The sequence below is a fragment of the Mucilaginibacter sp. NFR10 genome (genome assembly GCF_900100445.1).
Taxonomy (GTDB): domain Bacteria; phylum Bacteroidota; class Bacteroidia; order Sphingobacteriales; family Sphingobacteriaceae; genus Mucilaginibacter; species Mucilaginibacter rubeus.
Genome location: NZ_FMTV01000004.1, coordinates 205,356 through 226,108 on the forward strand (window position 1 = coordinate 205,356; position 20,753 = coordinate 226,108).

At 41.8% G+C, this 20,753-nt stretch carries 23 protein-coding genes; 19 read left to right on the plus strand and 4 right to left on the minus strand.

Annotation, left to right across the window (positions count from 1 at the left end; all coding sequences use genetic code 11):
• Position 1: 1 nt before the first annotated feature.
• From BLP33_RS15275 to BLP33_RS15285, 3 genes are all read right to left on the minus strand, one after another.
• Positions 2 to 370, minus strand: coding sequence for a YraN family protein (locus BLP33_RS15275; protein WP_090530198.1), 369 nt, complete (start codon positions 368 to 370; stop codon positions 2 to 4).
• The gene (gene dnaG / locus BLP33_RS15280) at positions 370 to 2,313 is read right to left on the minus strand and encodes a DNA primase (protein ID WP_090530201.1); all 1,944 of its coding nucleotides are present in this window, start codon (positions 2,311 to 2,313) and stop codon (positions 370 to 372) included. Before dnaG ends, BLP33_RS15275 begins: the two co-directional genes overlap by 1 nt.
• Before the next feature lie 371 nt (positions 2,314 to 2,684).
• Positions 2,685 to 3,554, minus strand: coding sequence for a DMT family transporter (locus BLP33_RS15285; protein ID WP_090530204.1), 870 nt, complete (start codon positions 3,552 to 3,554; stop codon positions 2,685 to 2,687).
• 112 nt (positions 3,555 to 3,666) lie between these two features.
• On the opposite strand from BLP33_RS15285, the gene BLP33_RS15290 reads away from it, so the two are divergent.
• From BLP33_RS15290 to BLP33_RS15340, 11 genes are all read left to right on the plus strand, one after another.
• Positions 3,667 to 4,158 (plus strand): DUF6252 family protein, encoded by a 492-nt coding sequence (locus tag BLP33_RS15290; RefSeq protein ID WP_090530207.1) that lies wholly within the window; start codon positions 3,667 to 3,669, stop codon positions 4,156 to 4,158.
• A 59-nt stretch (positions 4,159 to 4,217) separates the two neighbouring features.
• Positions 4,218 to 4,427 (plus strand): hypothetical protein, encoded by a 210-nt coding sequence (locus BLP33_RS15295; protein WP_090530211.1) that lies wholly within the window; start codon positions 4,218 to 4,220, stop codon positions 4,425 to 4,427.
• A gap of 182 nt (positions 4,428 to 4,609) precedes the next feature.
• Positions 4,610 to 6,046 (plus strand): asparagine--tRNA ligase, encoded by a 1,437-nt coding sequence (asnS, locus tag BLP33_RS15300; protein ID WP_090530214.1) that lies wholly within the window; start codon positions 4,610 to 4,612, stop codon positions 6,044 to 6,046.
• Between the two features lie 163 nt (positions 6,047 to 6,209).
• On the plus strand, positions 6,210 to 6,686 hold the full coding sequence (locus BLP33_RS15305) for an SRPBCC family protein (RefSeq protein WP_090530217.1): 477 nt from the start codon (positions 6,210 to 6,212) through the stop codon (positions 6,684 to 6,686).
• A gap of 85 nt (positions 6,687 to 6,771) precedes the next feature.
• A complete protein-coding gene (locus BLP33_RS15310) occupies positions 6,772 to 7,314 on the plus strand; it encodes an RBBP9/YdeN family alpha/beta hydrolase (protein WP_090530221.1) in 543 nt (180 codons plus the stop codon).
• 210 nt (positions 7,315 to 7,524) lie between these two features.
• Positions 7,525 to 7,896 carry a methionine-R-sulfoxide reductase gene (locus BLP33_RS15315; RefSeq protein ID WP_090531310.1) on the plus strand — a complete coding sequence of 124 codons (372 nt, stop codon included), beginning with the start codon at positions 7,525 to 7,527 and terminating at the stop codon, positions 7,894 to 7,896.
• Positions 7,897 to 8,456: 560 nt separating this feature from the next.
• Positions 8,457 to 9,431 carry a ribonucleoside-diphosphate reductase small subunit gene (locus BLP33_RS15320; RefSeq protein ID WP_090530224.1) on the plus strand — a complete coding sequence of 325 codons (975 nt, stop codon included), beginning with the start codon at positions 8,457 to 8,459 and terminating at the stop codon, positions 9,429 to 9,431.
• Between the two features lie 151 nt (positions 9,432 to 9,582).
• On the plus strand, positions 9,583 to 11,955 hold the full coding sequence (locus tag BLP33_RS15325) for a ribonucleoside-diphosphate reductase subunit alpha (protein ID WP_090530228.1): 2,373 nt from the start codon (positions 9,583 to 9,585) through the stop codon (positions 11,953 to 11,955).
• A gap of 164 nt (positions 11,956 to 12,119) precedes the next feature.
• On the plus strand, positions 12,120 to 12,326 hold the full coding sequence (locus tag BLP33_RS15330; RefSeq protein WP_090530231.1) for a cysteine-rich CWC family protein: 207 nt from the start codon (positions 12,120 to 12,122) through the stop codon (positions 12,324 to 12,326).
• A gap of 133 nt (positions 12,327 to 12,459) precedes the next feature.
• Complete coding sequence (locus BLP33_RS15335; protein WP_090530234.1) at positions 12,460 to 12,642, plus strand: hypothetical protein; 183 nt, start codon at positions 12,460 to 12,462, stop codon at positions 12,640 to 12,642.
• A 249-nt stretch (positions 12,643 to 12,891) separates the two neighbouring features.
• Positions 12,892 to 13,581, plus strand: coding sequence for a hypothetical protein (locus BLP33_RS15340; RefSeq protein WP_090530237.1), 690 nt, complete (start codon positions 12,892 to 12,894; stop codon positions 13,579 to 13,581).
• A 238-nt stretch (positions 13,582 to 13,819) separates the two neighbouring features.
• Here BLP33_RS15340 and BLP33_RS15345 read toward each other — a convergent pair whose 3' ends face one another.
• Positions 13,820 to 14,089: a DUF6881 domain-containing protein gene (locus tag BLP33_RS15345; protein WP_090530240.1), complete on the minus strand. Its 270-nt coding sequence runs from the start codon at positions 14,087 to 14,089 to the stop codon at positions 13,820 to 13,822.
• 180 nt (positions 14,090 to 14,269) lie between these two features.
• Between BLP33_RS15345 and rpsL the strand changes: the two genes are divergently transcribed.
• The 8 genes from rpsL to BLP33_RS15385 all read left to right on the plus strand — a co-directional run bounded on the left by rpsL (position 14,270) and on the right by BLP33_RS15385 (position 20,598).
• Positions 14,270 to 14,683, plus strand: coding sequence for a 30S ribosomal protein S12 (gene rpsL / locus BLP33_RS15350; protein WP_073405808.1), 414 nt, complete (start codon positions 14,270 to 14,272; stop codon positions 14,681 to 14,683).
• A 19-nt stretch (positions 14,684 to 14,702) separates the two neighbouring features.
• Positions 14,703 to 15,170, plus strand: coding sequence for a 30S ribosomal protein S7 (gene rpsG, locus BLP33_RS15355; RefSeq protein WP_022830654.1), 468 nt, complete (start codon positions 14,703 to 14,705; stop codon positions 15,168 to 15,170).
• A 190-nt stretch (positions 15,171 to 15,360) separates the two neighbouring features.
• Positions 15,361 to 17,472: an elongation factor G gene (fusA, locus tag BLP33_RS15360; RefSeq protein WP_090530243.1), complete on the plus strand. Its 2,112-nt coding sequence runs from the start codon at positions 15,361 to 15,363 to the stop codon at positions 17,470 to 17,472.
• 176 nt (positions 17,473 to 17,648) lie between these two features.
• Positions 17,649 to 17,954, plus strand: coding sequence for a 30S ribosomal protein S10 (gene rpsJ / locus BLP33_RS15365; protein WP_022830652.1), 306 nt, complete (start codon positions 17,649 to 17,651; stop codon positions 17,952 to 17,954).
• A gap of 107 nt (positions 17,955 to 18,061) precedes the next feature.
• Positions 18,062 to 18,271 carry a DUF2683 family protein gene (locus BLP33_RS15370; protein WP_090530246.1) on the plus strand — a complete coding sequence of 70 codons (210 nt, stop codon included), beginning with the start codon at positions 18,062 to 18,064 and terminating at the stop codon, positions 18,269 to 18,271.
• The gene (locus BLP33_RS15375; RefSeq protein WP_090530249.1) at positions 18,268 to 18,495 is read left to right on the plus strand and encodes a hypothetical protein; all 228 of its coding nucleotides are present in this window, start codon (positions 18,268 to 18,270) and stop codon (positions 18,493 to 18,495) included. The genes BLP33_RS15370 and BLP33_RS15375 overlap by 4 nt, the downstream gene beginning before the upstream one ends.
• A gap of 359 nt (positions 18,496 to 18,854) precedes the next feature.
• Positions 18,855 to 19,208, plus strand: a complete 354-nt coding sequence (locus BLP33_RS15380; RefSeq protein WP_090530252.1) for a YciI family protein — start codon at positions 18,855 to 18,857, stop codon at positions 19,206 to 19,208.
• A gap of 163 nt (positions 19,209 to 19,371) precedes the next feature.
• A complete protein-coding gene (locus tag BLP33_RS15385; protein WP_090530255.1) occupies positions 19,372 to 20,598 on the plus strand; it encodes an RNA polymerase sigma factor in 1,227 nt (408 codons plus the stop codon).
• Positions 20,599 to 20,753: the final 155 nt, after the last annotated feature.

Here is a 20,753-nt window from a genome sequence, read left to right on the forward strand (position 1 = left end):
GTTATGTGGCCGAAGGCCAAAACGCATCTTCTATATGGTTTAGTATATAATTTCCACTGCGGTCAAACAATATGGCGATGATATCAAACCGCACTTCGCCCTGGTGGTTCATGAGGTAAATGTATTCATCGGCAGCTTCGGCCAATAATTTCTGCTTACGATTGTCAACAAAATCTTCCGGTTCACCGAAACCATTGCCCGTGCGGGTTTTTACTTCGGTAAATATAATAACCTTGTCTTTATAAGCAATAATATCTATCTCGGCTTTTCCGAAAGTCCAGTTTTCATCGAGGATCTCGTAGCCTGCATTTTCGAGATGGGCTTTGGCTAACGCTTCGCCGGTACGACCAAGTTCGAGGTGTTGGGCCATTATTTTATGATTACGGAGCCCAAAAAGTCAGATATTGATTTTTCTACCTTTTTCATGCGCATGTACTGGTTAAGCAGTATTTCCTGGTCGGCCTCAGTATCGGCTTTTTGAAGCTGGGTGCGCAGGTCTTCCAGCATCTTGCCAACCTTATGCTTTTTAAGGTGAAAGATAGCACCGAGAATAGTTGCTTTCATATTAACCTGCTCATCGTTCACCGTGATCTTATGCATTTCGTACCAGTTTTCACTAAGCGAATATTTACTGGCTAACATGTTAATAGTTAAATCAACTATAGCTTTGTCCTTATGGTGAATAAAATAAGCCTCATCCGGCAGTACACCGTTTTCTACTTCGCGACGGTAAATTTCGGTAATCTGCTTACAAACCGGATGATCAAAAGTAACATCACTCAACTCGGCTATAATGAAAGGGCCTATATAGGTATTGGCTATACCGTCCCAGTCAATCATACGGCTTCCATAATGCAGCAATAAACGCACAATTTCCTTTTCCTGAAAAGCATCGTCTTTAGCAACTTGTGGCTCAAGTTCAACAGGCTCATCAAAAAAGTGGGGTTCGTCGGGCATTTCGGCAAACCTGTTGTTTTGCTGCTGACGCTGTTGCTCTTCCTTTTTTGCCTTAGCCGTGCGCATTTTATTGAGCTCGGATAAAAGGGCGCGCTCATCTATCTGCAATAAGCTGCTACACTCTTTTATAAATACCGATGCCTTGATGCTATCCGGGATCTTGGCGATACTTTCAACCACTTCACGGATTACGTCGGCTTTCCTGATCGGGTCGTTTCCAACTTCTTTAAGCAGGATCTGGGTTTTATACAGGATAAAGTCCTTCTTATTTTCCTCAATATGCTTTTTAAAAGCGCTTGATCCTTTCGATTGTACAAATGAATCAGGATCATGTCCATCCGGAAACAGCACTACTTTTACATTAAGCCCTTCCTCCAGGATCATATCCAAACCACGCAGTGAAGCTTTGATCCCGGCTGCGTCGCCATCATATAATATGGTGATGTTTTTAGTAAAACGGGCAATGAGCTTAATCTGCTCAGTAGTGAGCGATGTGCCTGATGAAGCCACTACGTTTTCAACCCCCGCCTGGTGTACCGAAAGCACATCGGCATAACCCTCTACCAGGTAACAGTTATCCTGCTCACGAATAGCCTTTTTAGCGAAGTAGAGGCCGTAAAGTACATTTGATTTATGGTAGATTTCAGACTCGGGCGAGTTAACATACTTGGCTACGTTCTTATCTTTTTTTAGCGTACGACCACCAAAGCCTATTACCCTGCCAGTAAAACTATGGATCGGGAACATTACCCGACCGCGGTACCTGTCGAACAAGGCCCCGTTATCCCGCTTTACCGACAGACCGCTTTCAACAAGAAACTGCTCTTTATAACCATTTCTGATGGCGGCGCCTGTAAAAGCTTCCCATTGATCGGGCGAGTAACCCAATTCAAACTTTTTGATGGTTTCGGCATTAAAGCCGCGTTCTTTAAAATAACTGAGACCGATGCTTTGACCTTCCTCCGTATCAAGCATGGTTTCATGAAAAAACTTAGCGGCAAATGCCGATACGATCATGAGGCTTTCCCGGCGTAGCTCCTCTTCACGGTTTTCGGGAGCTTCAACAGTTTCTTCAACCTCGATGCCGTACTTTTTAGCAAGCCATTTCAAGGCTTCAGGATAACTGAACTTTTCCAGCTCCATTAAAAACGTAACAGCCGAACCACCTTTTCCTGTCGAGAAATCTTTAAAAATACCTTTTGCCGGGGAAACCGTGAACGAAGGGGTACGCTCATTCGCGAAAGGCGAAAGGCCTACGTAGTTAGCCCCGCGTTTTTTTAACTGCACAAATTCCCCTATCACCTCCACAATGTCGGTGGCTTCCATAATACGGTCGATAGTGGATTTTTGAATCATGAGTTAAAATGCAAATGTAGGGAAGATAGATCGTTGCCCGTAATTCGAAAACGTTAAAATACGGTTTTGTTTGATAAAGAGGGTTTTAAAATTTAATCTCCCTTTGTGAAAAGTTTACCGTTAACGCTTTAGGTAAAATCCCGCGCTATATGCCGGTTTCATTACCACGACAAGGGGGGTTGACAGGGTTAACATAAATTCAATAATACCGACGCAAAAATACTTATAATCAACTATTTAGCAGAACACAGGGGTTACCATTAAAATAGTAGAAGTGTAATAAAACTATATGATCATACTTCGATCATTATGATTGAAACAGACCGGCGATATTAAATTCATGAGATGGAATGGCTTCATTTACAGATTGCTTAAGCCAAAGTATCAGCTTTTTTACTCCGGGGTTTTAAAAATGTTACCGCTATCCCGGCCAATACAATTATGCTACCCACAATCTCATTAAAGCCCAGGCGCTCGTTAAGTAAAAAAGCGGCAAGCAGCCCGGCAAAAACCGTTTGGCTCAATAACGCAATGGAAACCCTGGTTGATTCAAGGTAACGTAAAGAGTAATTAATGGTAAGCCATCCTGCTAACTGGCAAATCAGCCCCATACCAACAAAGCAAAGCCACACTTTTAACGACAGGTGAATAAGATCATTATGCATATATCCATTTATCACCAATAAAAAAATGCTGGCGCTCAGCATACTGTAAAACATAAAGCTAAATACATCAATTCCGGCCATAATATTTTTGGTGATCATGATGTAGGTGGCATAAAAAAAGCTGGCAAGTATAGCCAGCAGTATGCCGGCATTAAGTTCCATGTGCAAAATATGTTCATAACCTACCAAAACAACCATACCGGCGATGGCAATAAGCGTACCTATCCAAAATAGCCGACCTGATCCTTTTCTTAAAAACAGGAAGCTCATCAGGCCCACCCAAACCGGGGCCAGGTTGGCAATAAGGGTTGATACAGTGGCGCTGATCTTTAACAGCGAAATATTCCATACCGCAATATCAAGGGCGAAAACCATGCCCGCAGCTATGGAAATAAGCAATTGCTTTTTATCTATTTTAAGTTTTTGCCTAAATACACAAAATGGGGCAAGACAAATCCAGGCTATAAACACCCGGTAAAATGCCGAACCAATTGGTGATACCCCGGCAAGCTTTACAAATATCGGCGAAAAAGAAATGCATAGAATGCCAATAACGAGGCTCAATTTGGGATTCATGGGCGATAAAACAAAATGAGCGGCAAACTTACTGAAACCACGTATAATATGCTTTACTTTTAAATATCTTTATATTTCCTGTACAATTTATTAACCTGTCATCAGTAAAGCAATGAAATATCCCTGTTTGATATTAGCCATAGCCGTGGCCCTGCTTTTTTCAGCCTGCAAAAAAAAGGACTGTTGTAATTTTCCGGTCATACCCGATTTTATGCTTGCGCAAAAAAACAACATCAAATGGGAGGCTAATCCTTCCGGTTCGAATATAATGGGTGATACCATTACCATATCAGCAAAAAGCACCATTGGAGGTGAAGAAGAGCAGGTAGGTTTTAAAATTGTGTTTGATGGTGTTGGGTATTATACCCTCAAAGCAAACGAAAACTATTACCACATTACAAAAAACGGCTCCCCGTTAGCCGGATACAAACCTGACCCTACCCATCTTAGTTCGGTAACTATAATTTCGTACAACCAGGCCGATAAAATACTGCAGGGATTGTTCGAATTACGTTTTCTGAAAGTAATTGATAGCCAAACCGAAAGTCATCCGGACAAGGTTACTTTTAGCGAGGGTAAGTTTAAAGCTAAGCTCAAATATTAACTTTTATATTAATTGTAACTAAGCTTAATTATCATTCGTATTAGTTGTAAATTTGTTTTATGAAAAAAGCTCTATTATTAACCGCCTCAGTATCACTTCTGTTATTTGCTGGCTGCCAAAAAAATGGCGTAGCTCCAAAACAAGACAGTGTTAGTGCAAAAAAAAGCATTACCAACCAGTCATTGAATAAAAGCAAAGACACTATTATGGTAGGCGGCGCGACGACAAACACGTTACTCCGTGACACAATCATGGTTACAAACAAGTAAGCGTCAAAAAGAAATAGCCGGGATACTTCATGTTCCCGGCTACATTTTTAGTCGCTGGTTTCCTTTCCCCCTTTCTCCTGATATATCTTTCCGTGTTAACATGCTAATGTTTTTTAGCTCATGTTTCAAAGTGCGCTTTCATAATTAATTGTATTTTTGCGACTCTAAAAATTATACATGATATGAGTCAGCGAACTAAGATCAAAGCATTGCTGCAAAGCCAGCAAACCGAAATTGATGTAACAGTTAAAGGATGGGTGCGTGCATTCCGTTCAAATCGTTTTATTGCTTTGAATGATGGCTCAACTAATAATAACATCCAGGTAGTTGTCGATTTTGAAAACACCGATCCGGCTTTACTTAAACGTATTACCGTTGGTGCAGCACTTAGTATTCAGGGTAAACTGATCGCATCTTTAGGTAAAGGCCAAACAGTTGAGGTTGTAGCTACTGAAATTGAAATTTTAGGTGATAGCGATCCTGAAAAATATCCTATCCAGCCTAAAAAGCACAGCCTTGAGTTTTTGAGGGAAAACGCCCACCTGCGTTTCCGTACCAGTACGTTTGGCGCTATTTTCAGGGTGCGTAACAGCTTGGCATTCGCGGTGCACCAGTTTTTCCAGGAACGTGGTTTTGTTTACCTGCATACCCCTGTAATTACGGCTTCAGATGCTGAAGGCGCGGGCGAAACTTTTCACGTTACCAACTTCGACCTGGATAACATTCCGAAAACTGATACCGGCGAGATTGATTTCAAACAGGATTTTTTTGGTCGTGCCACTAACTTAACCGTATCCGGTCAGTTGGAAGGGGAGCTTGGCGCTATGGCCCTGAGCGATATTTATACCTTCGGCCCAACTTTCCGTGCCGAAAATTCAAACACCACACGCCACCTGGCCGAGTTTTGGATGATTGAGCCGGAAGTAGCCTTTAACGATCTGGTTGACAACATGGACCTTGCCGAGGACATGCTGAAATATGTGATCAAATACGCGTTGGATAAAAATGCCGATGACATTGAATTTTTAACCCAGCGCTTAACTGAAGAGGAAAAAACCAAACCGCAAAACGAGCGCTCAGAAATGACGCTGCTTGAAAAACTGCAGTTTTGCTTAAATAACGATTTCGAGCGCCTAACCTATACCGAGGCGATTGACATCCTGAAAGAATCTACCCCAAACAAAAAGAAAAAGTTTGTTTATCCTGTTGAAGGCTGGGGTACCGACCTGCAGAGCGAGCATGAGCGTTACCTGGTCGAAAAACACTTTAAAAAGCCGGTGATCCTGACCGATTATCCAAAGGAGATCAAAGCGTTTTACATGCGTCAGAACGACGATGGCAAAACTGTGCGCGCCATGGACATCCTGTTCCCGGGCATTGGCGAAATTGTAGGTGGGTCACAACGTGAAGAACGTTTAGACAAGCTTGAGCAGCGGATGAACGAAATGGGCATCCCTACCGAAGAACTTTGGTGGTATTTGGATACCCGCCGTTTCGGTTCTTGTCCGCATGCCGGCTTTGGTTTGGGTTTTGAGCGGTTGGTGCTGTTTGTTACCGGCATGGGCAATATCCGCGATGTGATCCCCTTCCCAAGGTTTCCTAAAAACGCGGAGTTTTAACCGTTGATTGTTTTTTGATTTTGATGATTACGCTGATGTAATTGTTTAAATTTATGTCATTGCGAGCGATAGCGCGGCAATCTCGTAGCAAATGCGTTGCGAATATGCCTGGCTACGAGATTGCTTCGTCGTTCCTCCTCGCAATGACATTTTTTATTACCATATGCCTTCACAGATCTTACTCGCTACCCATATTAACGCCCCTGTTGAAAAAGTATTTGACATTGCCCGTAACATTGATGTACATGTAGAGTCAACAAAACATACTGGCGAACGAGCTATTGCGGGGCGTACAAGCGGCTTGATTGAGCTCGGCGAAACTGTTACCTGGCGGGCAAAGCATTTCGGCATATGGCAAAATCTTACCTCAAAGATCACCGAAATAGACTATCCAAACTACTTTACCGATATCCAGGTTGAGGGTGCTTTCAAAAGCTTTACGCATGAGCATTATTTTTATCCTATCCTTAACCAAACCATGATGCGGGATATTTTCACGTTCGAATCGCCGGGCGGAATATTGGGAGATGCAGTAAACTTTCTGTTCCTCTCAAACTACATGACACAATTGTTGGTAAAGAGGAATGAAGTGATTAAACAGGTGGCTGAAGCCCCCCAGCCCCCTAAAGGGGGAGCTTAACTACTTTAGCCGCCTACAGGCAATTGTTCAAAAATCCATATATTGAACCGTCAATTATTAGGATATTTAACATCTTATTAAAACTATGACATTCAACGCAGATATTCTTATACACCCGGGATTGGGTAATTCGGGGCCGCAACATTGGCAAAGCATTTGGGAAAAACAGTTCAATTTTACCCGTATTGAACAACAGGATTGGGAAACCCCGGTTTGCAGCGATTGGATAAAAACTATAAATGATTATGTAAACCGCTATGACCCGGAAAACGTAATCTTAGTTGGTCACAGCCTGGCTTGTGCTGCCATAGCCTTGTGGGCAAAGCGATATGCCATTGCAATAAAGGGTGCGTTACTGGTTGCGCCGAGCGATACCGAAGCAGATAGTTATCCAACCGGCACAAGTGGCTTTACGCCGATGCCATTAGGCAGACTGCCATTCAAATCAATAACGGTGGTTAGTAACAATGATTTCTACGTAGGCCCGGAACGAGCCCTGTTATTTGCAAAAAGCTGGGGAAGTGAGATAGTTAATATAGGTGATGCAGGCCATATCAATGTATCAGCGGGTTACGGCAAATGGGATAAAGGGCTGGACCTGTTAAAAAAGCTGGATGCGGAATATTAAACCCGCGGCAGCTGTCTGTTTTTAGCAATCTGCACATCTGAAATCTGCATATCAACACATCTGCCATTCCCTCGTCAAACCAGTGTAAACATCAACCGTTAAAACATTATATCGATCCGATTTGTCGTATCTTTATATAGATCGAAAAGCCGAGTAAATAATATCGAATCGGTGAAATCATCAAAAATCTGTGTAATCCCAACAAAAAATATGGAGTACAATCAATTAACGCCCGAAGAAGAAAGGGTAATATTATACAAAGGTACCGAAAGGCCGTTCACCGGCTCGTTACTGAACAATAAGGCGCAAGGTTTATACGTTTGCAAACGCTGTGATGCGCCGCTGTATAGATCGGAAGATAAGTTTGAGTCGTTTTGCGGCTGGCCGAGTTTTGACGATGAGATTGAAGGAGCTGTTCGCCGCGAAGTAGACGCTGATGGCCGCAGGGTAGAGATCCTGTGTGCAAATTGCGGCGCTCACCTGGGCCACGTGTTTGAGGGCGAGTACATGACCGCTAAAAACACCCGCCATTGTGTAAATTCAGTATCGATGAAATTTGTTCCGGTTGAGGACGCAAAATAATTCGTAAAACTTTCAGGAATACGCCCGTTGGTTCATGATTAACGGGCGTAATTGTTTTCCACATACCGACCTGCAGAGACCTTTTAATTTCGCATTTAAATATTGATACCGGCTGCAAGCAAAAGCATTTCATTATTGGCAATAATTGTCGGTGTTAAGTCAAGTAATTTATAATGTTAAATTATCGTAATCCGCAAGTATAAAGGCATGCAAATTTCAATCAAATTTTTAATCGGCTGTTTTCAAGTCCATTAATTTTTCATCAATATAACAAGTGCCGATAAAGTGTGGATAACTCGGGGGTTTGTGAAAAACTATCATTCACAACTACACAACTCAAACATTAACTTTGCTCAGCAAGGTAATAAAAAAGGCATTCAGCCGGCAGCCAGAAGCATTCGTCAACTTCTAATTAAATAACTGGCTGTCAGAAAGTTACACAATACAGTTGCTAAGGAATAAATCCGAAGGCATCAAAATTTAAAGCTTTATTGAAAAGTAGGGCTTGCTTTCGTGTCTGAATACCTGATTGAAGAAAGAAACTAATAAAGTAGACACCAATGAGTTTGGAAAACGAATTATTACTACGGGAAAACAAGGACCGGTTTGTTATCCTTCCCATCAAGTATCCCGCAATTTGGGAGATGTATAAAAAAGCGGAAGCCAGCTTCTGGACCGCCGAGGAAATCGACCTGTCGGACGATATCAAACATTGGGAAAGTCTTAATTCGGGCGAGAAACATTTTATCTCGCATGTACTCGCTTTTTTTGCCGCAAGCGATGGTATCGTGAACGAGAACCTGGCGGTAAACTTCATGAGCGAAGTACAATTGCCCGAAGCACGCTGCTTTTACGGTTTCCAGATCATGATGGAAAACATCCACTCTGAAACCTATGCCCTGCTGATAGACACCTACGTAAAAGATCCCACCGAGAAAGATCGCCTTTTCCATGCTATTGAAACCGTACCATGTGTTGGTAAGAAAGCTGAGTGGGCATTGAAATGGATCAACAACGGCAACTTTGCCGAGCGTTTGGTTGCATTCGCGGCGGTTGAAGGAATCTTCTTTTCAGGCAGCTTTTGCTCCATATTCTGGCTTAAAAAACGCGGCCTGATGCCGGGTTTAACTTTCAGCAATGAGCTGATCTCGCGCGATGAAGGTTCACACTGCGAGTTTGCCTGCTTATTATATGGCATGCTTGAAAACAAACTACCGCAGGAACAGGTTACCAAGATCATTACCGATGCGGTAGAGATAGAAAAAGAATTTATAACCGAGGCGTTACCGGTTAACCTGATAGGAATGAATGCCAAGCTAATGAGCCAGTACATTGAGTTTGTGGCCGACAGGTGGCTAAGCGAACTTGGTTACGATAAATTCTATAACGCAACCAATCCGTTCGATTTCATGGAAATGATCTCGTTACAGGGCAAAACCAACTTTTTTGAAAAGCGTGTAGGCGATTATCAAAAAAGTGGTGTACTGAATGCGTCGGCCGAAAGCAAAAGCTTTTCGCTTGATGATGATTTCTAATTGAAGAGGTTAGAGATTGGTGATTAGAGGTTAGGTAGTCTCAGGCCAATCAATCCCAAAATCAAGAAAAATCAAGGTTCAGAAAATAATCAAATCACAATAATATTAACTAAAAAAGCTTCGCTTTTAACGGGGCAAAAGGAGGGGCAAAATGTTCGTAGTAAAAAGAGACGGAAGAAGAGAATCCGTAAAATTTGACAAGATCACCGCACGTATTGAAAAACTGTGCTATGGGTTTCAATTAGTTGACCCCATTGATGTGGCTAAAAAGGTAATTGAAGGTTTATTTGATGGCGTAACCACCTCCGAGCTGGATAACCTGGCTGCCGAAACCGCCGCTTCATTAACCACCAAGCACCCTGATTATGCTTTGCTGGCTTCGCGTATCGCGGTATCAAACCTGCACAAAAACACCATTAAGTCGTTTTCAGAAACCATGCGCCTCCTGCATGAGTATGTTGACAAGAAAACAGGTAAAGATGCCTCGCTTATCGCTGACGACGTTTATGAAGTGATTAAAGAAAACGCGGAACTGCTTGACAGCACCATCATTTATGACCGCGACTTTGGCTTTGATTATTTCGGTTTCAAAACCCTGGAGAAATCATACCTGCTAAAAATCGACGGTAAAATTGCCGAGCGCCCTCAACACCTGTTTATGCGTGTATCGGTAGGGATCCACAAAGATGATATTGAAAGCGCCATCAAAACCTACCATTTAATGAGCGAGCGTTGGTTTACACATGCTACGCCAACTTTGTTTAATGCAGGTACACCAAAACCTCAAATGTCATCATGTTTCCTGTTAACCATGAAAGATGACAGCATTGAGGGTATCTATGATACATTAAAACAAACTGCCAAAATTTCACAAAGTGCAGGTGGTATTGGTTTAAGCATCCACAATGTAAGGGCTACAGGCTCGTACATTAGCGGTACTAACGGTACCAGCAATGGTATTATCCCAATGCTGCGTGTATTTAATGATACCGCACGTTACGTAGATCAGGGCGGTGGTAAACGTAAAGGCGCTTTCGCTGTGTACTTAGAGCCATGGCATGCCGATATTTTTGAATTTTTGGACCTGCGTAAAAACCACGGTAAAGAAGAAATGCGTGCCCGCGATTTGTTCTATGCCCTTTGGGTATCTGACCTGTTCATGCAACGCGTTGAAGCCAATGAGGATTGGAGCTTATTTTGCCCGCACGAAGCACCGGGCTTAGCCGATTGCTGGGGCAAAGAATTTGAAGAGCTGTACGTTAAATACGAAAAAGAAGGCCGTCAGCGTCGTACAGTAAAAGCACAGGAACTTTGGTTTGCAGTGCTTGATGCACAGGTTGAAACCGGTACGCCATACTTATTATATAAAGATGCGGCCAACGGTAAATCAAACCAGCAAAACCTGGGTACCATTAAAAGCTCAAACCTTTGCACCGAGATCATCGAGTATACCGATGCGAACGAAGTGGCTGTTTGTAACCTGGCGTCATTGGCACTGCCTCGTTATATCAACAACGGCGCTTTTGATCATGATAAACTGTACGAAGTAACTTACCAGGCAACTATCAATCTTAACAGGATCATTGATGGTAATTATTACCCGGTTAAAGAAGCTGAATACTCAAACCTGCGTCACCGTCCTATTGGTTTAGGTGTACAGGGCTTGGCTGATACTTTCATTCAACTGCGTATGCCGTTTGAAAGTGATGAAGCTAAAAAACTAAACATCGAGATCTTCGAAACCATCTACTTTGCAGCAATGACAGCTTCAAAAGATATGGCTATAAAAGATGGCGCTTATGAAACATTCAAAGGCTCACCATTGTCACAAGGTAAATTCCAGTTCGATCTGTGGGGTGTAAAACCAGAAAGCGGCAGGTGGGATTGGGAAAACCTGCGTTTAGATGTAATGAACCACGGCGTACGCAACTCATTATTAGTTGCACCGATGCCAACTGCTTCAACATCACAGATTTTAGGTAACAACGAATGCTTTGAACCCTATACTTCAAACATTTACACCCGCCGTGTATTGAGCGGTGAGTTCATTGTAGTGAACAAATACCTGCTGCGTGATTTGGTTAACCTTGGCTTGTGGAGCACCAGCATGAAAGATAAGATCATCAGCGCAAACGGTTCAATCCAGGAAATTCCTGAGATCCCTGCTGATATCAAAGCATTGTACAAAACTGTTTGGGAGATCAAAATGCGCAGCATTATTGATATGGCTGCCGACAGGGGCGCGTACATTTGCCAGTCGCAATCATTGAACCTGTTCATCAACTCACCAAATGCTTCGAAGTTAACTTCAATGCACTTCTACGCATGGAAAAAAGGCTTGAAAACAGGTATGTACTACCTGCGTACACAAGCAGCATCGCAAGCTGTTAAATTTACAGTTGAAAACCAGGGCGGTAAAAACATGGATCCGGTTATCCCGGCCGTTGTTGACGCCGTTGCCGACGAAATTCCGGCAGGCCCAACCTGCTCAATGGAAGAAGGCTGCGTGACTTGCTCGGCGTAAGTTTTTTTAGTCGATAGACGATAGTCCATGGACCATAGCCAAAAAGCTATAGTTCATGGACTTTTTATTTTAATGACATTCATATTTTACAAGCTATCCCGCGGTTAGGTAACTTAGTAAACTTTTTCCATGGACTATGGACTATTAACCATCGACCAAACAAAATGCCCAAACACGAGATCATCCGTTGCGAACGTTGCCAAACACCTTTTGAATGTAAAGCCAATTCATTCACCAAGTGCCAGTGCAGTACCGTTCAGCTTACTATTAGCGAGGTGCAATATGTGAGCGAGCTGTATGACGGGTGTTTGTGCGCCAATTGCCTGCTCATTATTCAGCAAGAGTATAGAGAAAGCATGGGCTTGGTTTGATAATTATAACCAGCATCATTGACAACAAATAGTTCTCTTCTTTCCAAATTAATCCCTGATTAATCCTTTTCCATTTCCATCAGTCATATATGCGTACATCTTCAATATAGATGATGATTAAAGATTTTACACCATGAAAAGGAAATTTGTTGCTTTGGCACTATTAATATCAGCAGTAGTATCTGTAACCTCAGGTTGCGTTGTTCGTGAAGATTATGGTCACCATCACAGGTACCGCAACGGCTATAACAACGGATATAATAATGGTTACCATGACGGTGACGATCACGGTCATTATCACGACCGCGGTTATTAATGTTTTTAATTTAAGTTTTCCATAAGTAGTTTAGTGAGTGATGAAAGAAGGCGCTGGTTTTACCGGCGCTCTTTTTATGCCCATCTGATTTATTCGGCACAGAATTTTATTATGGGTTTAAATGGAAAATAGATCAAAATCAGAATTTACAATAATTAAAATAAATATAATCAAAATTTAATTCCGTAAAATTTGATTTTTCAAAATCATTTTTTGTAGATTTGGTTCAACATTATAAACCTATCAAAAATGATCAGCATTAAAACTACAACGGGCTATATATGCAGGTTCGCATTTGTAGCTGCAGTTGCTTTAACCGGCCCGGGCGTTGCACCGGTTATCGCAAAAATTGCAAAGTCACCAACAATAATTATTGCCGATACCCATCTCAAAGCTTTTGAAGGCATTTATCAGCAAAAGGATAACGAGTATAGAGTATATAAAATAACAGCAGATGGTGATAAACTAATTGCCCAACAACTTGGCGGAGATCAAAAGCTAACTTTAACCCGTAAATCAGATCTTGAATTTGAATTTTTAGATGATGACGGCGATGAAAAAATCCCTGTTGTGTTTTCAAAGAATGAAGCCGGTGAAATAAACCAGATCACTTTAGGTGGCAGGCAAATATGGGCAAAGATAAACAGCTATACCCCACCTAAAGAGGTACAACTGACACCCGAACAAATAAAAGTTTTGGCGGGCAAATATCAATCGGATGAAAGGGCTGATCTTTTTCTGACTATAACCGCGATACCCGACGGATTAACGCTCAAACAATCATGGGATGGCAAGGAAATCAATTTTAAACCATTATCTGAAGTGTTATTTTTAAATCAAGCCTTTGGCTTTCCCTTAAAGTTCACTAAAGACGCGAGCGGCAATCCAACCAAAGTATTGGCTTTTAACCGCGACACCTGGAATAAGGTAAAAGAATAAGCTCCCTTATTAATTCAATATATAAAGTATTACGGGCCGGCCCGCTGTCACCTAAACCTGGTTACATCGGTAACCGGCCCTTTTTTTACCGTTGATATTTATGATTACGTTGATTTCGCTGATTATTTTTCTGAACAGTGATTAAAGAATTAACAAAATGCAAGCGAATTCTATAAATTCTTTAATTCGTTTAATCCGAGTTCAGACAACTAAAAAAGACTTAAGAAATTTTACTATTTCACTGTTCATTTAGCCATATATTTTCAAACTCCTCTTTAGTAATCTCAAACTCCGCAAATTCGTCTGCCTCAAAAGGTGCTTCGGATAATTTACCGTATTGATCCTCGGGGTGATTTTCATCATATTTTAAAACAGTCCCATCACCGTATACCTCTATCTGCCTCAAGGCATAATCATCTTCACCACATTCAAAGTACCATAATGAGGTACCCCAGAAATCAAATTCATCACCTCTCGGTTCGTCCCAATTTCGTTTGTAATATTTCATCGTCTTACTAATTCATTCTAATATCGCATTTATCAGCAAAACAAATGAGTTATGTGGGCCACACCCTCAACTTCTTCCCCTCAAAAAAACTTTCACACAACTACTTGAAAATCAAAAATAATGTTCGTACTTTTGCAGTCCCGAAATGCGGGATAAAATAATTAGACAAAAAAGCAAGAAATGCCTACTATTCAGCAATTAGTTAGAAAAGGTAGAGTAGCTCTGGTTGACAAGAGTAAGTCACCAGCGTTGGACAGCTGTCCACAGCGAAGAGGCGTATGCACACGCGTGTATACCACTACCCCTAAAAAACCAAACTCAGCAATGCGTAAAGTTGCCCGTGTGCGCTTAACCAACGGAAAAGAAGTAAATGCTTACATCCCGGGTGAAGGTCACAACTTACAGGAGCACTCTATCGTTTTGATCCGCGGTGGTCGTGTTAAAGACTTACCAGGTGTACGTTACCACATCATCCGTGGTGCACTGGATACATCAGGTGTAGCCGGCCGTAACCAACGTCGTTCAAAATATGGTACCAAACGTCCTAAACCAGGTCAGGTAGCAGCAGCGCCAACAAAAGGTAAAAAGAAATAATTAAGGAGGATAGAAAGCAATGAGAAAGTCAAAACCAAAAAAGAGAATTATCCTTCCTGATCCAAAGTTCAATGATACTTTGGTAACAAGGTTTGTAAACAACATGATGTATGATGGTAAAAAATCAACCGCATACTCTATTTTTTACAACGCTGTTGAAATTGTTGAGAAAAAAACAAGCGAAAACGGCTTAGAAACCTGGAAAAAAGCTTTAAACAATGTAATGCCTGCTGTTGAAGTAAAAAGCCGCCGTGTAGGTGGTGCTAACTTCCAGGTACCTACAGAGGTTCGTCCTGAGCGTAAAATAGCTTTGGGTATGAAATGGTTAATCAGCTATGCCCGTCGTCGTGGTGAAAAAACCATGATGGAGAAATTAGCAGGCGAAATCATCTCTGCTGCAAAAGGCGAAGGTGCCGCTGTTAAGAAGAAAGAAGATACGCACAAAATGGCTGAGGCTAACAAAGCGTTCTCACACTTCAGATTCTAATTAGTGAATGACTGAATTAGTGAATTATTGATTTGGTAACATTTTACTAATCAATAATTCATTATTTCGGCAATTCATCCCATAAAAAACAAATAAAAGGATTGAATTAATAATTGAAGATACAATAGGACCTGATCCGCATGTTTTTATTCAATTGCTAATTCACTAATTCAATAATTCAATAATTGACATGTCAAGAGATCTAAAATATACAAGAAACATTGGTATTGCCGCTCACATTGATGCTGGTAAAACTACCACTACCGAGCGTATCCTTTACTATGCTGGTGTAAGCCACAAAATTGGTGAGGTACACGAAGGTGCCGCTACCATGGACTGGATGGCCCAGGAGCAGGAACGTGGTATCACCATCACTTCGGCTGCAACAACCGTGAACTGGAAATATCGCAACCACAACTATCACATGAACATTATTGATACCCCGGGTCACGTGGACTTTACCGTGGAGGTAAACCGTTCATTACGTGTACTTGATGGTTTGGTGTTCTTATTCAGCGCGGTTGACGGTGTTGAGCCTCAGTCAGAAACTAACTGGCGTTTGGCTAACAACTACAACGTTCCGCGTATTGGTTTTGTTAACAAAATGGACCGCTCTGGTGCCGATTTCCTTAATGTGGTAAAACAGGTTAAAGAAATGTTGGGCAGCGTTGCTATCCCATTGCAGTTACCTATCGGTGCCGAAGACCAGTTTAAAGGTGTGGTTGATTTGATCAACTTCCGTGGTATTGTTTGGAATGAACATGATAAAGGCATGACCTTTACCGAAGTTCCAATCCCTGCCGATATGCTTGACGAAGCTACTGAGTGGAGAGAGAAATTATTGGAAGCAGTTGCTGAGTTTGATGACTCTTTAATGGAGAAATTCTTTGAAGATCCTACAACCATCACTGAGCGCGAAGTATTAGACGCTTTACGTCAGGCTACTTTGGCCGGTAAAATCGTTCCGATGACTTGCGGTTCATCTTTCAAAAACAAAGGTGTACAAACCATGCTCGACTATGTAATGGAGTTAATGCCTTCACCTCTTGATTCAAAAGGTGTTGTTGGTACTAATCCTGACACCGGTGCCGAAATTTTGGTTAAACCAGATGTAAAAGAACCATTTGCAGCATTAGCATTTAAAATTGCTACCGACCCGTTTGTAGGCCGTTTATGCTTCATCCGTGTTTACTCTGGTAACCTTGATGCTGGTTCATACGTGTACAACATGCGTTCAGAAAGCAAAGAGCGTATCAGCCGTATCTTCCAGATGCACGCTAACAAGCAAAACCCTATCCCTAACGTGGGTGCAGGTGATATTGCTGCGGTAGTAGGCTTTAAAGATATCAAAACAGGTGATACCCTTTGCGACGAGAAACATCAGTTGGTTCTTGAGTCGATGGTATTCCCTGAGCCGGTTATCGGTTTGGCAATTGAGCCTAAAACTCAGGCCGATGTTGATAAACTAGGTATCGCTTTAGGTAAACTGGCAGAAGAGGATCCAACTTTCCGGGTACAAACAGATCAAGATACTGGTCAAACAGTTATCTCTGGTATGGGTGAGTTACACCTGGATATTTTGATGGATCGTTTAAAACGCGAGTTTAAAGTGGAAGTTAACCAGGGTGCTCCTCAGGTAGCTTACAAAGAAGCTATCACCGGTACTATCCAACACCGCGAAACTTACAAGAAACAAACTGGTGGTCGTGGTAAATTCGCGGATATCCAGGTTGTTATCTCTCCAGCCGACGATAACAAAGAAGGCTTGCAGTTTGTTAACGAGATTGTTGGTGGTTCAATCCCACGTGAGTTTATCCCATCTGTTGAGAAAGGTTTCAAAGCCGCTATGGACAATGGTGTACTTGCAGGTTACCCGCTTACAAGCTTAAAAGTTCGTTTGATTGATGGTTCATTCCACGCAGTCGATTCGGACGCGTTATCATTCGAGATCGCTGCACGTTCTGCTTACCGCGAAGCATTGCCAAAATGTAAACCGGTATTGCTTGAGCCAATCATGAAAATCGAGATCTTAACCCCTGAAGAAAACATGGGTGACGTTATCGGTGACATGAACCGTCGTCGTGGCCAGCTGCAAGGTATGGACACCCGTAACGGCTCACAGGTAATCAAAGCTATGGTACCACTTTCTGAAATGTTTGGTTATGTAACTCAATTACGTACTATCACTTCGGGCCGTGCAACTTCAACTATGGAGTTTGACCACTACGCTGATGCACCTCGTAACGTACAGGACGAAGTTGTTGCCAAATCAAAAGGCCGCAAACAAGTTGCTATCGACTAATTTAATTTGAAGATTGGGCGATTTGATAATTTGAAAATTACATTATCAAATTGCCTCATCTTCAAATTTTCAAATAATAATAACCCGATCAGCCATAATAAATAGCTCTTATGGTTGGTCAAAATCAAATCGGTGAAATCATTCTAATCAGTGAAATCGCCAAAAATTAATTAACAATGAGCCAAAGAATCAGGATCAAATTGAAATCTTACGATTACAACCTGGTAGACAAATCTGCCGAGAAAATCGTAAAAACAGTAAAGCCAACAGGCGCTGTAGTTAGCGGACCACTTCCGTTACCAACCGAAAAGAAAATTTTCACCGTATTACGTTCACCACACGTAAACAAAAAAGCACGTGAGCAATTCCAACTTTGCTCATACAAGCGCTTATTAGACATTTACAGCTCTAACTCAAAAACTGTAGATGCCCTGATGAAGCTTGAATTGCCAAGCGGTGTTGAGGTTGAGATCAAAGTTTGATAGACGACCGGCCCACTGAAAGGTGTGGGATCAAAAAATAAAAAAGGCCATCTGCTTAAGCGGATGGCCTTTTTTGGTTTTGACGATATTTTGCGATAACTTTAAATATGGAAGCATACGTTGTATACCCCTCAAAAGCCCAGGAAAAAGTTATTAAGGCATTTTTTGAGGCGCTAAATATTCCTTTCGAAAAAAAAGAAGAAGAAACATTACCACCTCATGTAATCGAAGGTATTGCTAAAGGGCAGGCAGATATTGAGGCTGGACGCAGTATAAGTTTGGAAGAATTTAAAAAACGGCTCACGATATCTGAATGAGCTATAATATAGTTTTTTCTTCAAGTGCACTTGAATCATTTGATGCTATAAAATCGCAATTACAAGAACAATGGGGTTCTAAAGTAGTCAAAGACTTTGAAAAACGAACACTTAAAGTAATTGATATAATTAGTATATCACCACTCATATTTCAAGGGCTAAAAAACTCAGCTCAAATAAGAAGGGCTTTATTCATAAAAATTGTTCTGTATTTTACCAAATAAAGAAAGATCAGATCGATATTCTCTTCTTTTGGGATAATAGGCAAGAGCCGCTTTTCTACCCCATAGCATTGCCTGCAGTCCAGGCTGTGCGTTCATACTGCACGGGCCTTAACCATAGGGCAGGTATCCGCTTCCGTTCTTAAAACAGCCTTCCTGATTAAATCGATGGAAAGACATTATTGAATTTTTCATCTTAATTGTATGAATTCCGTAATTCAAAAAATTACCCGGTTCAGAAAAATTCCGAAATTGAACATTTCAAATTCAAAATAAATGTTACCCGCCCTGTCCTATTCAGCCATTCCCATTTGATATAGAGGTGTAATTCATATATTTATTAACCTTTAAAATTTAAAAAGATGGACGAATTCGTTTTAATTTTCAGGCACGAGGATGGCACCAAAGTGGCTTCTCCCGAACAGATCCAAATCTGGATGAAACAAACTATGGACTGGATTGGCGGCATAGCTGCTCAAAACAAATTTGTGAGTGGCACCGGCTTGCCTTTTGCCGACGCCAAAATTGTAGGACACGGCGGCGTAGTTACCAATGGCCCTTTCGGCGAGATCAAAGAAACGATAGGCGGTTTCATCACTGTAAAAGCCGAATCGGTTGAAGAAGCTGTGGAATTTGCCAAAGGCTGTCCTGTTTTGCAGGGCGATGGCAATACCGTTGAAGTGCGGAAGGTTGCCAAGAATGATGGGGTGCATTAAAATAATTTTATAAATCATGTCATTGCGAGGAGCAGCCCGGGCAAAAGAGTATCCAGCGCGACGTTGCAATCCCGTCGTTATGCCTGCGAGATATACAAAGCGGCAAAGCACAGCTACGAGATTGCCGCGCTATCGCTCGCAATGACATTTTTCCATTTGCACCGTGCAAAACCCCAAAATCATTCCCCATCTATTCCGCACCGAGTATCGCAAAATAATATCGGTGCTGTGCCGCCGCTTTGGATTCGATCAGATGGAAACTGCCGAGGACATCGCCAGCGATACCTTCCTTACCGCAGCCCAGGCCTGGAGTTATAAAGGCATCCCGCCTAACCCAACCGCCTGGCTTTATAGCGTAGCCAAAAACAAGGCGAAAAATCATTTGCAACGTAATAGCATTTTTGAAAACAAAGTATCCCCGGAAATCCAAACCTTGAAGACCTATGACCCTGAAATCGATCTTTCGCTCCAAAACATCACCGACAGCCAGTTGCAAATGATGTTTGCAATCTGTCACCCTGCCATCCCTCCCGAGGCACAGATCGGGCTTTCGTTACGCATCCTTTGCGGTTTCGGAATTGATGAAGTGGCTGAAGCTTTCCTAACCAATAAAGAAACCATTAACAAACGCCTGTTCAGGGCTAAGGAAAAGATCCGCAATGAAAAAATAGGAATCGAAATGCCTGGTCCGGCTGAAATTGATAACCGGCTCGAAAACGTGCTCACTACTATTTATCTGTTGTTTAGCGAGGGTTATTATTCTGTTAGTGATAACCAGGTTTTGCGTAAAGATCTTTGCTTTGAGGCCATGCGCCTTTGCCATATGCTTATTGAAAACGAAGGCACCAACAAACCGCCGGTTAACGCATTGCTTTCGCTCATGTATTTTCATGCCTCGAGGTTTGAAGCCCGCACAGATCAAAACGGCCGACTAATTTTATATGAAGATCAAGACACCAACCTTTGGAACTATGACCTTGTAGCCAAAGGTGCCTTTTATTTAAACCTTGCCACTACCGGTACTCAATTATCAAAATATCACATTGAAGCCAGTATAGCCTACTGGCATACTCAAAAAAACGATTCCAAACAAAAATGGGAAAACATATTGCAGCTTTATAATCGCCTGCTGCAAATAGCATACTCCCCTATAGCGGCGCTTAACCGCACCTTTGCGCTTGCCAAAGCCAACAGCCCCGAAGAAGCCATTATTGAGGCTGAAAAATTGAAACTCACCGGAAACCAGTTTTACTATACCTTGCTTGGCGAATTATACACCGGCATTGACAATGAACAGGCAAAACTAAACTTTGAGAAAGCACTAATGCTGATAAAAACACCTGCTGATAACGCCATTATTCAAGGCAAAATAGATAAACTTCAAAATTAACATTAGCCCAGGTCAGCAAAAAACGCCTGATAAACAACAACAAAAAAGCATTAATTACATGACTTATAAGCAAAGCATTCCCATGCTTAAAAATAACACCGGATACTTAAAGCTGGTATCATACGTATGTTGAAGCGATTAAAACTATTTTGGGT

What these genes read in the sequence shown, in the direction of transcription:
- asnS (WP_090530214.1), top strand. Translation starts at nt 4,610, where the DNA reads ATGAGTCAGCGAACTAAGATCAAAGCATTGCTGCAAAGCCAGCAAACC.
- BLP33_RS15325 (WP_090530228.1), top strand. Translation starts at nt 9,583, where the DNA reads ATGTTCGTAGTAAAAAGAGACGGAAGAAGAGAATCCGTAAAATTTGAC.
- BLP33_RS15375 (WP_090530249.1), top strand. Translation starts at nt 18,268, where the DNA reads ATGAGCTATAATATAGTTTTTTCTTCAAGTGCACTTGAATCATTTGAT.
- dnaG (WP_090530201.1), bottom strand. Translation starts at nt 2,313, where the DNA reads ATGATTCAAAAATCCACTATCGACCGTATTATGGAAGCCACCGACATT.
- BLP33_RS15315 (WP_090531310.1), top strand. Translation starts at nt 7,525, where the DNA reads ATGGAGTACAATCAATTAACGCCCGAAGAAGAAAGGGTAATATTATAC.
- BLP33_RS15275 (WP_090530198.1), bottom strand. Translation starts at nt 370, where the DNA reads ATGGCCCAACACCTCGAACTTGGTCGTACCGGCGAAGCGTTAGCCAAA.
- rpsL (WP_073405808.1), top strand. Translation starts at nt 14,270, where the DNA reads ATGCCTACTATTCAGCAATTAGTTAGAAAAGGTAGAGTAGCTCTGGTT.
- BLP33_RS15370 (WP_090530246.1), top strand. Translation starts at nt 18,062, where the DNA reads ATGGAAGCATACGTTGTATACCCCTCAAAAGCCCAGGAAAAAGTTATT.
- BLP33_RS15335 (WP_090530234.1), top strand. Translation starts at nt 12,460, where the DNA reads ATGAAAAGGAAATTTGTTGCTTTGGCACTATTAATATCAGCAGTAGTA.
- BLP33_RS15380 (WP_090530252.1), top strand. Translation starts at nt 18,855, where the DNA reads ATGGACGAATTCGTTTTAATTTTCAGGCACGAGGATGGCACCAAAGTG.
- rpsJ (WP_022830652.1), top strand. Translation starts at nt 17,649, where the DNA reads ATGAGCCAAAGAATCAGGATCAAATTGAAATCTTACGATTACAACCTG.
- BLP33_RS15345 (WP_090530240.1), bottom strand. Translation starts at nt 14,089, where the DNA reads ATGAAATATTACAAACGAAATTGGGACGAACCGAGAGGTGATGAATTT.
- BLP33_RS15330 (WP_090530231.1), top strand. Translation starts at nt 12,120, where the DNA reads ATGCCCAAACACGAGATCATCCGTTGCGAACGTTGCCAAACACCTTTT.
- BLP33_RS15305 (WP_090530217.1), top strand. Translation starts at nt 6,210, where the DNA reads ATGCCTTCACAGATCTTACTCGCTACCCATATTAACGCCCCTGTTGAA.
- fusA (WP_090530243.1), top strand. Translation starts at nt 15,361, where the DNA reads ATGTCAAGAGATCTAAAATATACAAGAAACATTGGTATTGCCGCTCAC.
- BLP33_RS15285 (WP_090530204.1), bottom strand. Translation starts at nt 3,554, where the DNA reads ATGAATCCCAAATTGAGCCTCGTTATTGGCATTCTATGCATTTCTTTT.
- rpsG (WP_022830654.1), top strand. Translation starts at nt 14,703, where the DNA reads ATGAGAAAGTCAAAACCAAAAAAGAGAATTATCCTTCCTGATCCAAAG.
- BLP33_RS15295 (WP_090530211.1), top strand. Translation starts at nt 4,218, where the DNA reads ATGAAAAAAGCTCTATTATTAACCGCCTCAGTATCACTTCTGTTATTT.
- BLP33_RS15340 (WP_090530237.1), top strand. Translation starts at nt 12,892, where the DNA reads ATGATCAGCATTAAAACTACAACGGGCTATATATGCAGGTTCGCATTT.
- BLP33_RS15320 (WP_090530224.1), top strand. Translation starts at nt 8,457, where the DNA reads ATGAGTTTGGAAAACGAATTATTACTACGGGAAAACAAGGACCGGTTT.
- BLP33_RS15310 (WP_090530221.1), top strand. Translation starts at nt 6,772, where the DNA reads ATGACATTCAACGCAGATATTCTTATACACCCGGGATTGGGTAATTCG.
- BLP33_RS15290 (WP_090530207.1), top strand. Translation starts at nt 3,667, where the DNA reads ATGAAATATCCCTGTTTGATATTAGCCATAGCCGTGGCCCTGCTTTTT.